The sequence below is a fragment of the Streptococcus oralis genome (assembly GCF_026782235.1).
In the GTDB taxonomy this organism is placed as follows: Bacteria; Bacillota; Bacilli; order Lactobacillales; family Streptococcaceae; genus Streptococcus; species Streptococcus oralis_CC.
Map to the genome: position 1 here is coordinate 249,234 of NZ_JAKUWE010000003.1, position 13,209 is coordinate 262,442.

General features: G+C 37.1%; 15 protein-coding genes. 12 read left to right on the forward strand and 3 right to left on the reverse strand.

Annotated features, from left to right (window positions below; genetic code table 11):
- The first annotated feature begins 156 nt into the window (after positions 1-156).
- The 3 genes from tuf (at position 157) to ffh (ending at position 3,410) form a co-directional block, all read left to right on the forward strand.
- On the forward strand, positions 157-1,353 hold the full coding sequence (tuf, locus tag MK396_RS04810; protein ID WP_009730078.1) for an elongation factor Tu: 1,197 nt from the start codon (positions 157-159) through the stop codon (positions 1,351-1,353).
- 141 nt (positions 1,354-1,494) lie between these two features.
- Entirely contained in the window at positions 1,495-1,827 is a 333-nt protein-coding gene (locus tag MK396_RS04815) for a putative DNA-binding protein (RefSeq protein ID WP_268723833.1), read from the forward strand.
- An 11-nt stretch (positions 1,828-1,838) separates the two neighbouring features.
- Positions 1,839-3,410 carry a signal recognition particle protein gene (gene ffh / locus MK396_RS04820; RefSeq protein ID WP_268723834.1) on the forward strand — a complete coding sequence of 524 codons (1,572 nt, stop codon included), beginning with the start codon at positions 1,839-1,841 and terminating at the stop codon, positions 3,408-3,410.
- A 201-nt stretch (positions 3,411-3,611) separates the two neighbouring features.
- Here the strand turns inward: ffh and MK396_RS04825 are convergent, their stop codons facing one another.
- Complete coding sequence (locus tag MK396_RS04825) at positions 3,612-4,220, reverse strand: helix-turn-helix domain-containing protein (RefSeq protein WP_268723835.1); 609 nt, start codon at positions 4,218-4,220, stop codon at positions 3,612-3,614.
- A 235-nt stretch (positions 4,221-4,455) separates the two neighbouring features.
- Here MK396_RS04825 and MK396_RS04830 point away from each other — a divergent pair, with 235 nt between their 5' ends.
- The 5 genes from MK396_RS04830 (at position 4,456) to MK396_RS04850 (ending at position 8,371) form a co-directional block, all read left to right on the forward strand.
- On the forward strand, positions 4,456-4,923 hold the full coding sequence (locus MK396_RS04830) for a hypothetical protein (RefSeq protein ID WP_268723836.1): 468 nt from the start codon (positions 4,456-4,458) through the stop codon (positions 4,921-4,923).
- Between the two features lie 525 nt (positions 4,924-5,448).
- Positions 5,449-6,495 (forward strand): replication initiation factor domain-containing protein, encoded by a 1,047-nt coding sequence (locus MK396_RS04835; protein WP_268723837.1) that lies wholly within the window; start codon positions 5,449-5,451, stop codon positions 6,493-6,495.
- Positions 6,495-6,809 (forward strand): hypothetical protein, encoded by a 315-nt coding sequence (locus MK396_RS04840; protein ID WP_268723838.1) that lies wholly within the window; start codon positions 6,495-6,497, stop codon positions 6,807-6,809. The genes MK396_RS04835 and MK396_RS04840 overlap by 1 nt, the downstream gene beginning before the upstream one ends.
- A gap of 157 nt (positions 6,810-6,966) precedes the next feature.
- The gene (locus tag MK396_RS04845) at positions 6,967-7,188 is read left to right on the forward strand and encodes a DUF3173 family protein (RefSeq protein ID WP_268723839.1); all 222 of its coding nucleotides are present in this window, start codon (positions 6,967-6,969) and stop codon (positions 7,186-7,188) included.
- Positions 7,181-8,371 carry a tyrosine-type recombinase/integrase gene (locus MK396_RS04850; RefSeq protein WP_268723840.1) on the forward strand — a complete coding sequence of 397 codons (1,191 nt, stop codon included), beginning with the start codon at positions 7,181-7,183 and terminating at the stop codon, positions 8,369-8,371. Before MK396_RS04845 ends, MK396_RS04850 begins: the two co-directional genes overlap by 8 nt.
- A gap of 29 nt (positions 8,372-8,400) precedes the next feature.
- On the opposite strand, the gene MK396_RS04855 is transcribed toward MK396_RS04850, so the two are convergent.
- Positions 8,401-8,664: a hypothetical protein gene (locus MK396_RS04855; RefSeq protein WP_268723841.1), complete on the reverse strand. Its 264-nt coding sequence runs from the start codon at positions 8,662-8,664 to the stop codon at positions 8,401-8,403.
- A gap of 105 nt (positions 8,665-8,769) precedes the next feature.
- Between MK396_RS04855 and MK396_RS04860 the strand changes: the two genes are divergently transcribed.
- A complete protein-coding gene (locus MK396_RS04860) occupies positions 8,770-8,946 on the forward strand; it encodes a hypothetical protein (protein WP_268723842.1) in 177 nt (58 codons plus the stop codon).
- 81 nt (positions 8,947-9,027) lie between these two features.
- On the opposite strand, the gene guaA is transcribed toward MK396_RS04860, so the two are convergent.
- A complete protein-coding gene (gene guaA / locus MK396_RS04865; RefSeq protein WP_268723843.1) occupies positions 9,028-10,590 on the reverse strand; it encodes a glutamine-hydrolyzing GMP synthase in 1,563 nt (520 codons plus the stop codon).
- A gap of 140 nt (positions 10,591-10,730) precedes the next feature.
- Between guaA and MK396_RS04870 the strand changes: the two genes are divergently transcribed.
- The 3 genes from MK396_RS04870 to MK396_RS04880 all read left to right on the forward strand — a co-directional run bounded on the left by MK396_RS04870 (position 10,731) and on the right by MK396_RS04880 (position 13,179).
- Positions 10,731-11,429 (forward strand): GntR family transcriptional regulator, encoded by a 699-nt coding sequence (locus MK396_RS04870; protein ID WP_000936179.1) that lies wholly within the window; start codon positions 10,731-10,733, stop codon positions 11,427-11,429.
- Positions 11,430-11,566: 137 nt separating this feature from the next.
- Positions 11,567-12,853, forward strand: a complete 1,287-nt coding sequence (locus MK396_RS04875) for a peptidase U32 family protein (RefSeq protein WP_000169124.1) — start codon at positions 11,567-11,569, stop codon at positions 12,851-12,853.
- Between the two features lie 14 nt (positions 12,854-12,867).
- The gene (locus MK396_RS04880) at positions 12,868-13,179 is read left to right on the forward strand and encodes a CHY zinc finger protein (RefSeq protein WP_268723844.1); all 312 of its coding nucleotides are present in this window, start codon (positions 12,868-12,870) and stop codon (positions 13,177-13,179) included.
- Positions 13,180-13,209 lie beyond the last annotated feature (30 nt).

Consider the following 13,209-nt stretch of genomic DNA (forward strand, 5'->3'; position numbering starts at 1 on the left):
GCAGAAGAACAGCACTTTGTAAGATTCAGATTAATTCATAAAATATGTGTAAAACACTTGCAATTTAGCAGAAATTTGATAAAATAGTAAGGAAAGTTAGACTGTATTGCCTACTGTCTATCTATAAAATATATTTTATTGGAGGCTTTTACTCAAATGGCAAAAGAAAAATACGATCGTAGTAAACCACACGTTAACATTGGTACTATCGGACACGTTGACCACGGTAAAACTACTTTGACTGCAGCTATCACAACTGTTTTGGCACGTCGCTTGCCTTCAGCAGTTAACCAACCTAAAGACTATGCGTCTATCGATGCTGCTCCAGAAGAACGCGAACGCGGTATCACTATCAACACTGCGCACGTTGAGTATGAAACTGCAAAACGTCACTATGCTCACATCGACGCTCCAGGACACGCGGACTACGTTAAAAACATGATCACTGGTGCCGCTCAAATGGACGGAGCTATCCTTGTAGTAGCTTCAACTGACGGACCAATGCCACAAACTCGTGAACACATCCTTCTTTCACGTCAAGTTGGTGTTAAACACCTTATCGTCTTCATGAACAAAATTGACTTGGTAGACGACGAAGAATTGCTTGAATTGGTTGAAATGGAAATCCGTGACCTCTTGTCAGAATACGACTTCCCAGGCGACGATCTTCCAGTTATCCAAGGTTCAGCTCTTAAAGCACTTGAAGGTGATACTAAATATGAAGACATCATCATGGAATTGATGGATACTGTTGATGAGTACATCCCAGAACCAGAACGTGATACAGATAAACCATTGCTTCTCCCAGTCGAAGACGTATTCTCAATCACTGGACGTGGTACTGTTGCTTCAGGACGTATCGACCGTGGTACTGTTCGTGTCAACGACGAAATCGAAATCGTTGGTATCAAAGACGAAACTCAAAAAGCAGTTGTTACTGGTGTTGAAATGTTCCGTAAACAACTTGATGAAGGTCTTGCCGGAGATAACGTAGGTGTCCTTCTTCGTGGTATTCAACGTGACGAAATCGAACGTGGGCAAGTTATCGCTAAACCAGGTTCAATCAACCCACACACTAAATTCAAAGGTGAAGTTTACATCCTTACTAAAGAAGAAGGTGGACGTCACACTCCATTCTTCAACAACTACCGCCCACAATTCTACTTCCGTACTACTGACGTTACAGGTTCAATCGAACTTCCAGCAGGTACTGAAATGGTAATGCCTGGTGATAACGTGACTATCGACGTTGAGTTGATCCACCCAATCGCCGTAGAACAAGGTACTACATTCTCTATCCGTGAGGGTGGACGTACTGTTGGTTCAGGTATGGTTACAGAAATCGAAGCTTAATTCGATTAAGTTCCCAGAAGAACAATTATTTAAGTCAGACACTAAAAGAATCTTGCCTTGCAAGGTTCTTTTTTTGTTCTTGATCTATTTAAAGTGCTCCTACTCTAGCAGTATAATCGTTTTTTTGGTATAATAAAGGTTATGGAAATCGAAAAAACCAATCGCATGAATGCGCTTTTTGAATTTTATGCTGCGCTTTTGACAGACAAGCAGATGAACTATATTGAACTCTACTATGCTGATGACTACAGTCTTGCTGAGATTGCTGAAGAGTTCGGTGTCAGTCGTCAAGCTGTTTATGATAATATCAAGCGGACGGAAAAGATTCTAGAAGATTATGAGATGAAATTGCACATGTATTCGGACTACATTGTCCGCAGTCAGATTTTTGACCAGATCTTGGAGCATTATCCCAAGGATGACTTTCTGCAGGAGCAGATAGAAGTTTTAACAAGCATTGATAATAGAGAATAAGAGGAAGAAAAATGGCATTTGAAAGTTTAACAGAACGTTTGCAGAACGTCTTTAAAAATCTACGTAAAAAGGGAAAAATTTCTGAGGCTGATGTCCAAGAAGCAACCAAAGAGATTCGTTTGGCTTTGCTTGAAGCCGACGTTGCTTTGCCTGTTGTAAAGGATTTTATCAAGAAGGTTCGTGAGCGTGCAGTAGGGCACGAGGTCATTGATACCCTTAATCCAGCACAACAGATTATCAAAATAGTTGATGAGGAATTGACAGCCATTTTAGGATCTGATACGGCTGAAATTATCAAGTCACCTAAGATTCCTACGATTATTATGATGGTCGGTTTGCAAGGGGCTGGTAAAACGACATTTGCTGGTAAGCTGGCTAATAAACTCAAGAAGGAAGAAAATGCTCGTCCTTTGATGATTGCGGCAGATATTTATCGTCCAGCAGCCATCGATCAGCTGAAAACACTTGGACAGCAGATTGATGTTCCTGTTTTCGCTCTTGGAACAGAAGTACCAGCTGTTGAGATTGTTCGACAAGGTTTGGAGCAAGCACAAGCCAATCATAACGACTATGTCTTGATCGATACGGCAGGTCGTTTACAGATTGATGAGCTCCTAATGAATGAGCTTCGTGACGTAAAAGCATTGGCCCAACCAAACGAAATTCTACTCGTAGTGGACGCCATGATTGGTCAGGAAGCGGCTAATGTTGCCCGTGAGTTTAATGCTCAGTTAGAAGTGACTGGTGTTATCCTTACCAAGATTGATGGGGATACTCGTGGTGGTGCGGCTTTGTCTGTTCGCCACATCACTGGTAAACCTATCAAGTTCACTGGTACGGGTGAAAAGATTACAGATATCGAAACCTTCCACCCAGACCGTATGTCAAGCCGTATCCTTGGCATGGGGGATATGCTGACCTTGATTGAGAAAGCTTCTCAGGAATACGATGAGCAGAAAGCCCTTGAAATGGCTGAAAAGATGCGTGAAAATACCTTTGATTTCAATGATTTCATTGATCAATTGGATCAGGTGCAAAACATGGGACCAATGGAAGACTTGCTCAAGATGATTCCAGGTATGGCTAACAACCCTGCCCTTCAAAATATGAAGGTGGATGAGCGTCAGATTGCGCGCAAACGTGCCATCGTATCTTCGATGACACCTGAGGAGCGTGAAAACCCTGATTTGTTAAATCCAAGTCGTCGCCGTCGTATCGCTGCAGGTTCTGGAAATACCTTTGTCGAAGTCAATAAATTCATCAAAGACTTTAACCAGGCTAAACAGCTTATGCAAGGTGTCATGTCTGGGGATATGAACAAGATGATGAAGCAGATGGGAATCAATCCCAATAACCTTCCTAAAAATATGCCAAATATGGGAGGGATGGATATGTCAGCCCTTGAAGGCATGATGGGACAAGGTGGAATGCCCGATATGTCAGCTCTTGGAGGAGCAGGCATGCCAGATATGACCCAGATGTTTGGTGGCGGACTTAAAGGTAAAATTGGCGAATTCGCCATGAAACAGTCTATGAAACGTATGGCCAACAAAATGAAAAAAGCGAAGAAGAAACGCAAATAAAAAAAGGAAAGCAGGAATGCTTTCCCTACATATAAAAAGAACTCTGAATCCGATTCAGAGTTCTTTTGTGTTTGATTGGTTTATTCCCACTCACTAAAAGTTAGATATTGACTATTTAGGATAGTTGATTTAATAGTGATTGATAATACAATCAATGAGTACGATTTGATATTATTTGAGTCTTTTGTTGTTAAAGTGTTGTTAACGGAGATAATGGTATTCTTCTACTTCAAGAAAAATATTATTTAAATGTTTTATTTCTAGTTCGTTTAGTCTCCATTTTTTTATTAAGTAGTAGTGTATATCAAATATATTTTCATTACCTAAATAAGCACATAAGATTGATTTTTTTAAGATGTCCCGTTTATCTTTATTTTCAATTATCTCATTATAATTTTTAAGTTCTAACTCTTGATAGGGTATCCAATCAATTTTTGAATAAATTGGTAAATCTGGATATTTTTTTATATACTTATTCCACTTAAAATTGAGTTCTTCTTCTATTCTTTTTTGAAGTTGTGAATCTTTGGGTATATCTAATATCTTAGTTAGGGTTGTTTTTATACTATGTATCCAATTTGAAGACACTGATTTATCTATTTGCCTTACATTTGATTTCCCTATCAGATAATCAATACTAGTATCAAAATAGATAGAAATTTTATCTAAAGTTTCAGTGTCCGGTATTGCGTTTTTACTTTCCCATTTTGCAATAGTAGCTCTCTTGATATTTAATATATCAGCTAGGTTTTGTTGAGTTAGTTTTTGTTCTTTTCGTAAAAATTTCAATCGGTCAGCAAAAGAAATCATTTTTCCTCCTTTGTGTGATTTTAAGTCACTTTTTATTGACATTGTTTATTTTAAATTATACAATTAAGATGTGATAACAAATCACTAAAAAAATTATACCAAACTATACTATGTTTGGCAAGAATTGGGGGTAACTGTCTATGATTGTATTAAAAAGTCTTTGAAGAAAAACCTCAAAGACATATTTAATAAAAACATCTTAATTATAACATATATACGGAAAAGAGGAAAGGAGATGCCGAATAAGAATTATTACGAATACGAAGACATCATAGAAGCCACTGGCAAGTCCTATAGTGCTGTTAAAAAATGGCGGATAAGTATTGAACGCTTATCAGGTTATGAGTTTAAGAAGGTCAAGATACATGTTACTCGTAAGCATGTAAAAGACCATTATCAATTTACTGAGGAAGAGTTTCAAAAGTTTATCAAACTTTCTAAGCGAATTGATGAGACAAAAAACATGACTAAAGCTGTAACGGATATATGGGGCGACCTGAAGAGTGCCGAAGAAAGAGCACTTAAGCAAGATGTAGCTGATTTAAAAAAGTTCAAAGAGAAACAGAAAGAAAGTAATAAAAGTACAAACTTTCAGATTATTTCTCTTAAAAACGATATTAGAAGGCTACAAAAACTAGAAGAACGACTTGAAGCCTTAGAAGAAAAACAGGCAAAAGGGTTCTTTTCAAAATTAAAAAAATAGAAAAGGATTTTCTATTAGTTGAGTTACCAGTTTTGGGTATAAAAGTGAATTAGTTTGATGTTCTAAATGTAGGATATAATTTTTCAAATTAGTAGTTTTGGGACTAAAACTCATTATATCGCCCTAAGGTTTTTGTATATGATGGGAGCTGGACGCCTTGCTCTTGTCGGTTTACAAATTAGCTAATTAGTAGCTGATAACAATCGCAAAAAGGGCATTGCCCTGAGCGGTTGTGAGTATCAGCGGATACTAGTTGGCTAAGTTGTACGGACAAGGCAATGCAACAAGCTACCTCAATATACAAAAACCTTAGGGGCAAGAGTTTTTTGAGAAAGTATATACTCATAGATTCAAACCTATTCGCTGATTCCATTCTGAGAAATGACGGATAGAAAATGTTCTAGAGGGTGTGTAGTAACACCACCCTCTGCGAGATAGTGCACCACCGAAAGAAAGTCAGGTATACCAAGGGTTTTGGCGATTTTTGAGTGGCAAAAAACAGGCAAAAACTTGATAATTTAAAATATGGTAAAAATTAAGCATTTGCGTTCTGTTTTTGACTGGATTCAAATTCAATTTGAAGTGGGAGAGTTCTCAACACCTAAAGAAATTATTGAAGATATTTTATTTCTTGATTCTGATTTATTTATTGATGATAAAGGTAGTCTTAAATATTATGATTATGACAGTCAATTGATTTATGGAAATATCCGTATATATTATGGCTCGAAAGAGCCGTCTTACATGCTTGTCATGTCTGGACAGGCTTTAGAGTTTTATAGAGATACGGTATTAACTCCAAAGGGACTGTCTGAGAGAAATTTTTTAGATAATCTTTACTTCAATTTTAAAGGCTTTTCAGTGAGAAGAATTGATGTTGCTATTGATGATTTTAATAAAATTCCTTATTTTACTCCTAATCAACTTTTAAAGATTTGTCAGAAGAAACGATTTTTGTATGGAAAAAGTAACTTTTACAATACATACGGAGATGAAATGATTGGTCAAACCTTATATTTAAGGAAACCAAGTGATGATGAGCGTTTAAGAATATATGACAAGCAAAAAGAACAGATTTCAAAAAAAGGCTTGTATAAAGGTGATGTTCCTCCGTGGATACGAACAGAACTCGAACTTAGGAAAGAAAAAGCTCATTTCTTTGTTAAAGAATGGTTAAAGTCAGAAATAGACTTGTTAAACTTTACCAAAGGATATTTGAAGGAAAAAGTTAAGTTTTATAGCGACAGTCACTTTTCAAAGCCACTTAGGTCCTGGGAGAAATTTCTGGGACGGTCAAAACCTGTTTCTATTGTTATTTCAAAAGAAAAAACAGAACTTGAACAAAAACTAGAATGGTTTACCTTTAAAGGTTCTGGGTCCATTCTAAAAGCATATAAATTTCTCTATGAAAATGACTTATTATTTGAGTATGAGAAAGAGAACTATAACAAACTAATGGAACTTGAATATCCAAGTGAATTAGCAAATGAATTGATAAAAAGGGCAACTCTTTTTAAAAAAGAGCATTTAATCCCTAAAATCAAAGATAATACAAAAAGGAGAAAAAAATAATGGCGAGAATGCTAACAGAAAAAGATTTTGATATGACTGATATTGGTACACGTTTTGAAGTTGATGAAGTTATTCCAAACTTTGCACAAGAAGAACGTAAGGACGATAATGGCAATGTTATTTTAGATAGTAATGGCAAGCCGAGAAAATTTAATACTGATGAAATTATCGGTTATAGTTATAATGTCACAATTAAAGATGGACGTTTTAAGAAAAAATCTACTCAGATTAAAGTAATGCAACTAGACCCCCTTTGTACTAATGATGATGTCATGACAGAAGATGAAATACTTGTCGGATTTGAAAATATCTAACTTAGTTTTAATGGCAAGGCACTGTACTATAAAGCCGATAATATTTTCTTTTTGGATAATAAAAAATGAAAATATTAGTATTTACGGATAAGATTAAGGTAAAGCCATGTAGATTGAAATATCAATCTTACATGGTATGTTTTACCACTTCTGAAAGATGGCTTGTTACGAAAAAAAAGATTTAATGAAATTAGGATTTTCAAGTTGGCAAGCTATGATGTTAGTAAAACAGGCTAAAGCAAAATTAGCTAGTCAAGGACTAAAATGGTACGAAAGTAAAGGTTTAGGACGTGTACCACTTGAAACGGTAGAAGAAATCTTGGGTGTGAAAATAGATGAAGCTAGTCTAGTAGATTTGGAAGTAAAAGAGAATGCCTAAAATATCTAGTATCTATCCTATGGGAAATGGCACGTATAGAGCGACTGTTTCTCTAGGTTTTGATGTTCAAACTGGAAAAAGGATACAAAAGTTTAAGAATGGCTTTAAAACGCAAAAGGAAGCTCAAGAGTGGCGTTTACGTATGCTTGCTGATTTTGGTAAAGGTTCTATAACCGTTAATAGTACAATGACTTTTAAAAAGTTTCTTGATGATTATTTTATACCAGACTATAAAAGCCAAGTAAGAAAACGTACTTTTGATATGACACAATCAAAATTTAAAAGACTGTCATATTTTGAGAATATGAAGTTATCGGATATTCAAGCACCTCATGTTAAGCAATGGCAAAATTCAATGTTTATAGAGGGGTTGTCTAATAATTATATTCGTTCTGTTCATCAAATCTTACAACAAGTCTTTGATTTAGCAGTTAAACTAGGTATGTTATCAAGTAATGTTGCTAAAACGGTGGGAAACGTAAAGAAAGACCGCCCTAAAGTTGATTTTTGGACAGTGGAAGAATTTCAGCTATTTATTAGTACATTTGATAAATCTAATATCTATGAATTATTGTATTTTACTACATTTTGGTTTTTCTTTATGACTGGAGTTAGGACAAGTGAATTACAAGCTATTGAATGGTCTAAAATTGATTTTGAAAAAGGTACAGTTTTAATAGATTGTTCAATGTATTATAAAAATCAAAAAGAGTGGTATCTTACTGATACAAAATCTATTTCAGGTGTAAGGCTTTTGTATCTCGATGATGATACATTAGAACATTTGAAATATTGGAAGAAAGCACAATCTCAAATAGGGGAATGTAAATTTGTATTTTCCATAGCTGATAGTCCATTGGTAAAATCAACTCTTAAACGTGTTCTAAAATCTCATAGTGATTTCGCAAAAATAAAATCAATAAGAATTCATGATTTAAGGCACTCTCATGCTAGTTTTATGCTCTCTCTAGGAATGAATGATTTAGAAATGCAAAATCGTCTAGGACATGCTGATATTAAGACAACACTTGGAACGTACTCTCATTTAAGACCAAATGCTATGAAAGAAGTAGCTACTAGGATGACTGGGAAAGTAGTAGTGAGTGATAATAATATCAGAAAAAGTAAATTTAATGGCAATCAGCATACTAAAAAAATTCAATCTAAAGTTTTGTCTGACTAGCGAAGTCTGTCCGATTAAACTTTAGATTCCTACGGTAAACTATTCGTGTTTACCGTATTTTTTATCTCTTTCCATGTTTCAAGATAATTATCTCGATTTAATTCAATTTGTTTCTGTGCAAAACGAATATCATAATCTGCTAAATCTATATTTTCCATAACTTCATTTGTAAGAATATTAAAAGTCCCAATTAATTCTTTATCATCATACATTTTTAGAACTGGGATATTCTGTTCTTTATTTGAATCAGATTTTGAAATTTCCAAAGTAGTCATACCGAATTCTTTAAGCATTTTATTCCCTCTTCTGTTTTTTCTTATTATATCACATTTGCAATTTATCAAATTAGTTGATGTAAGTAGTTTTTTATGTATAATTTATATTAGGGGGGTATCATAATGAGAAAACAAGATTTGATTAGTGAGTTTGAATTTAAAAATGATTTATATCGTGTTTATGAATTAGATGAAAATGATAGTGATTATGACAGAATTGTTAGTGAGTCTAAGAAAGGTATGTATATAGAAAGTACCAAAAATGTTAAAAAGATATTGGGTTTAGACATTGAAAAATAGTTTTTGTTGTTAAATTGTTGTTAAAGCAAAATAAAAAGCCTTAGAAATATTGATTTCTAGGCTTTTTTTAGCTCATTAACTCTATTCCCACTCAACGGTTGCAGGTGGTTTACTTGTAATATCGTAGACGATACGGTTAACGTGATCCACTTCATTTACGATACGTACAGAAATCTTTTGAAGGACATCCCAAGAAATTTTGGCAAAGTCAGCTGTCATACCATCGATAGAAGTGATAGCACGAATGGCAATCGTGTAGTCATAAGTACGATCATCACCCATAACACCGACTGAACGAACGCCTGTGTTGACAGTGAAGTATTGCCAGATATCGCGGTCAAGACCAGCTTTAGCGATTTCTTCACGAAGGATAGCATCAGACTCACGAACAGTTTCTAGTTTTTCTTCAGTGATTTCACCCATGACACGGATAGCAAGTCCTGGCCCTGGGAATGGTTGGCGCCATACGATGTGGTCCGGCATACCAAGTTCTGTACCAAGGGCACGGACTTCGTCTTTATAGAGAGTATTGAGTGGTTCAATCAATTCAAACTGCATGTCGTCTGGAAGACCACCAACATTGTGGTGTGATTTGATGGTTTGAGCAGTATCTGTACCAGACTCAATTACGTCAGTGTAAAGCGTTCCTTGAGCAAGGAATTTTACATCTTTTAGCTTGCTTGCTTCGTCATCAAATACATAAACAAACTCGTTACCAATAATTTTACGTTTTTGTTCAGGGTCAGAAACACCTGCAAGTTTGTCAAGGAAACGTTTAGAAGCGTCAGCTTTGACAATGTTCAAACCAAACTTACCACCAAGCATGTCCATAACTTGGTCAGCTTCTCCTTTACGGAGAAGACCGTGGTCTACAAAGATACAGATCAATTGATCACCGATTGCTTTTTGAAGAAGAACTCCAACAACAGAAGAGTCAACACCACCTGATAGACCGAGAAGAACACGCTTGTCGCCTACAGTTTCACGGATTTTCTTGATCTGCATATCGATGAAGTTGTCCATTGACCAGTCACCCTTAGCTTTACAGATGTTAAGGGCAAAGTTGCGAAGGATATCATTTCCGTATACAGAATGGCGAACTTCTGGGTGGAATTGGATACCATAGATGTGCTTTTCTGGGTTTTCAATGGCTGCATAAGGACAGTCAGCAGAAGTACCAGTACGAACGAAATCAGCTGGAATCTCTGTAACAGCATCGCCATGGCTCATCAAAACAATCTGTTCTTCAGGAGTTCCTTCAAAGAGGGCAGAAGTGGTATGGGTAAGTGGTGATTGACCATACTCACGGTTACCAGCATCACTAGCAGGGACAACTTTTCCTCCAAGTTTATGAGTTAAAAGTTGCATACCATAGCAGATTCCTAAAATTGGAATGCCAAGTTCAAAAATTTCTGGGTCAATATCAAATGAACCGTCTTCGTATACAGAGTTTGGTCCACCAGAGAGGATGATCCCTACAGGGTTAATCGAACGAACCTCTGCAGCTGAGATTTTGTGACTTTTTAGCTCTGAAAAAACACCAATTTCACGAATACGGCGTGAAATCAGCTGGTTGTATTGGCTACCATAGTCCAGCACGATGATTTTTTCGACATCTTGCAAATCAGTTGAAATGTTGCTCATCTTTTTCCTTTCTCAAAAGAAATATCTTTTTCAATATTCTATCACAAATAGGGGCGAATTACCAACTAAACAAGGCAAAGTTTGACTTTTTCTTAGCAAATACGGTACAATGGAGAAAATAAAGAAAAGAAGAGAGAATCATGTTACCAGCTTATATGAAAATCCACGATCAGATCAAGAAGGATATAGATGAGCATCATTGGAAAATCGGAGAGAGGCTTCCAAGTGAGCGAGATTTAGCTGAACAGTTTCAAGTTAGCCGGATGACATTACGCCAAGCTATCTCTCTCTTGGTCGAGGAAGGAGTTTTGGAGCGTCGTGTAGGAAGTGGAACCTTTGTCTCTAGCACTCGTGTCCAAGAAAAAATGCGAGGAACAACCAGTTTTACGGAGATTGTCAAATCTCAGGGGAAAGTACCTTCCAGCCAACTCATTTCTTACAGAAGAACCATTCCAAATGAGCAAGAGGTCGCTAAGCTAGGGATTACTCCAACAGAGAATATTATCCGCATGGAACGGGTGCGTTATGCTGACCAAGTTCCACTAGTCTATGAAGTCGCATCCATTCCTGAGAAATTTATTAAGGATTTCAAAAAAGAAGAAATCACCAGTCACTTTTTTCAAACCTTGCAGCAGTATGGCTACCGGATTGGCAAATCCCAACAGACCATTTATGCGAGATTGGCTAAGGAAAAGATTGCTGACTATCTGGAAGTCGAAAAGGGGCATGCGATTTTAGCCTTGACTCAGGTTTCTTATCTTGAAGATGGGACAGCTTTTGAATATGTAAAGAGTCAATATGTGGGTGAACGCTTTGAATTTTATCTTGAAAATAACTAGTTTAGAAAGGCTAGTTTTTTGTTTTCTTAAAAGATTAGAATTGTCAAAACAATCTGTCTAGGCTTGATTTTATCTATTATTTACTATAAAATGAGAAGGAAAAACGTCAAACTTTTATATTGCAAATAGGAGAAAACATGACAAAAACATTAAAACGTCCTGAGGTTTTATCGCCTGCAGGGACTTTAGAGAAGCTAAAAGTGGCTGTTCGGTATGGAGCTGATGCTGTTTTTATAGGTGGACAAGCTTATGGTCTTCGTAGCCGTGCAGGAAACTTCACCTTTGAACAGATGGAAGAAGGCGTGCAGTTCGCTGCCAAGTATGGTGCCAAGGTCTATGTAGCTGCCAACATGGTTATGCACGAAGGAAACGAAGCTGGGGCTGGCGAGTGGTTCCGTAAGTTGCGTGACATTGGGATTGCGGCAGTTATCGTGTCAGATCCGGCCTTGATTATGATTGCAGCAACAGAAGCACCAGGTCTTGAAATCCACCTCTCTACCCAAGCCAGTGCGACGAACTATGAAACGCTTGAATTTTGGAAAGAACTGGGCTTGACTCGTGTCGTTTTGGCGCGTGAGGTCTCAATGGAAGAATTGGCAGAGATTCGCAAACGCACAGACGTAGAGATTGAAGCCTTTGTACATGGAGCCATGTGTATTTCCTACTCAGGTCGCTGTACGCTTTCAAACCACATGAGTATGCGTGATGCCAACCGTGGTGGTTGTTCGCAGTCTTGCCGTTGGAAATACGACCTTTACGACATGCCTTTTGGTCAAGAACGCAAGAGTCTTAAAGGTGAAATTCCTGAAGAATTTTCAATGTCAGCCGTTGACATGTCCATGATTGACCATATTCCAGATATGATTGAAAATGGTGTAGATAGTCTAAAAATTGAAGGTCGTATGAAGTCAATCCACTATGTTTCAACTGTAACCAACTGTTACAAGGCGGCTGTGGATGCTTACCTTGAAAGCCCAGAAAAATTTGAAGCTATTAAACAAGACCTGGTAGATGAGATGTGGAAGGTTGCCCAACGTGAATTGGCAACAGGTTTCTACTATAGCACACCTACAGAAAATGAACAGTTGTTTGGTGCACGTCGTAAAATCCCTGAATACAAGTTTGTCGCTGAGGTGGTTTCTTATGATGATGCAACCCAGACAGCAACCATTCGTCAACGGAATGTTATCAATGAAGGCGATCAAGTTGAGTTTTATGGACCAGGTTTCCGTCATTTTGAAACCTATATCGAAAATCTTCACGATTCTAAAGGCAATAAAATCGACCGTGCTCCAAATCCAATGGAACTCTTGACCATTAAGGTTCCTCAACCTGTGCAAGCTGGGGATATGGTTCGAGCTCTCAAAGAAGGTCTTATCAATCTCTATAAGGAAGACGGGACAAGTGTCACAGTTCGTGCCTAGATAGGGAAAAGTGAATGATTCAAGCGCAAGGATTGTTAGTTGATGATGAAGGCAGATGTATTCATTACCATGGCGAAAAGGACATCGTTTCCCTCCAGTGTTATGAGTGTAAAAAATACTATGCTTGCTATCAGTGCCACGATGCTATAGAAACGCATTTGTTTTCACCCTACCCCTTGACGCTTACCGAGGATCGACCGATTTTATGTGGGGTTTGTAAGAGGACAATAACATTTCAAGAATACCAAAAACAAATAGCCTGCCCTTATTGCAAATCTCCATTTAATCCAGGGTGTAAACAACACTATTCCTACTATTTCAAATAAAATGAATCTATCCAAGTTCTAAACTTGGAT

Excerpts from the sequence above, each read along its gene's own strand:
- MK396_RS04855 (WP_268723841.1), bottom strand. The coding sequence starts at position 8,664 with ATGCTTAAAGAATTCGGTATGACTACTTTGGAAATTTCAAAATCTGAT.
- MK396_RS04860 (WP_268723842.1), top strand. The coding sequence starts at position 8,770 with ATGAGAAAACAAGATTTGATTAGTGAGTTTGAATTTAAAAATGATTTA.
- MK396_RS04830 (WP_268723836.1), top strand. The coding sequence starts at position 4,456 with ATGCCGAATAAGAATTATTACGAATACGAAGACATCATAGAAGCCACT.
- MK396_RS04840 (WP_268723838.1), top strand. The coding sequence starts at position 6,495 with ATGGCGAGAATGCTAACAGAAAAAGATTTTGATATGACTGATATTGGT.
- MK396_RS04835 (WP_268723837.1), top strand. The coding sequence starts at position 5,449 with ATGGTAAAAATTAAGCATTTGCGTTCTGTTTTTGACTGGATTCAAATT.
- MK396_RS04875 (WP_000169124.1), top strand. The coding sequence starts at position 11,567 with ATGACAAAAACATTAAAACGTCCTGAGGTTTTATCGCCTGCAGGGACT.
- tuf (WP_009730078.1), top strand. The coding sequence starts at position 157 with ATGGCAAAAGAAAAATACGATCGTAGTAAACCACACGTTAACATTGGT.
- MK396_RS04870 (WP_000936179.1), top strand. The coding sequence starts at position 10,731 with ATGTTACCAGCTTATATGAAAATCCACGATCAGATCAAGAAGGATATA.
- MK396_RS04850 (WP_268723840.1), top strand. The coding sequence starts at position 7,181 with ATGCCTAAAATATCTAGTATCTATCCTATGGGAAATGGCACGTATAGA.
- MK396_RS04825 (WP_268723835.1), bottom strand. The coding sequence starts at position 4,220 with ATGATTTCTTTTGCTGACCGATTGAAATTTTTACGAAAAGAACAAAAA.
- ffh (WP_268723834.1), top strand. The coding sequence starts at position 1,839 with ATGGCATTTGAAAGTTTAACAGAACGTTTGCAGAACGTCTTTAAAAAT.
- MK396_RS04845 (WP_268723839.1), top strand. The coding sequence starts at position 6,967 with ATGGCTTGTTACGAAAAAAAAGATTTAATGAAATTAGGATTTTCAAGT.
- MK396_RS04880 (WP_268723844.1), top strand. The coding sequence starts at position 12,868 with ATGATTCAAGCGCAAGGATTGTTAGTTGATGATGAAGGCAGATGTATT.
- MK396_RS04815 (WP_268723833.1), top strand. The coding sequence starts at position 1,495 with ATGGAAATCGAAAAAACCAATCGCATGAATGCGCTTTTTGAATTTTAT.
- guaA (WP_268723843.1), bottom strand. The coding sequence starts at position 10,590 with ATGAGCAACATTTCAACTGATTTGCAAGATGTCGAAAAAATCATCGTG.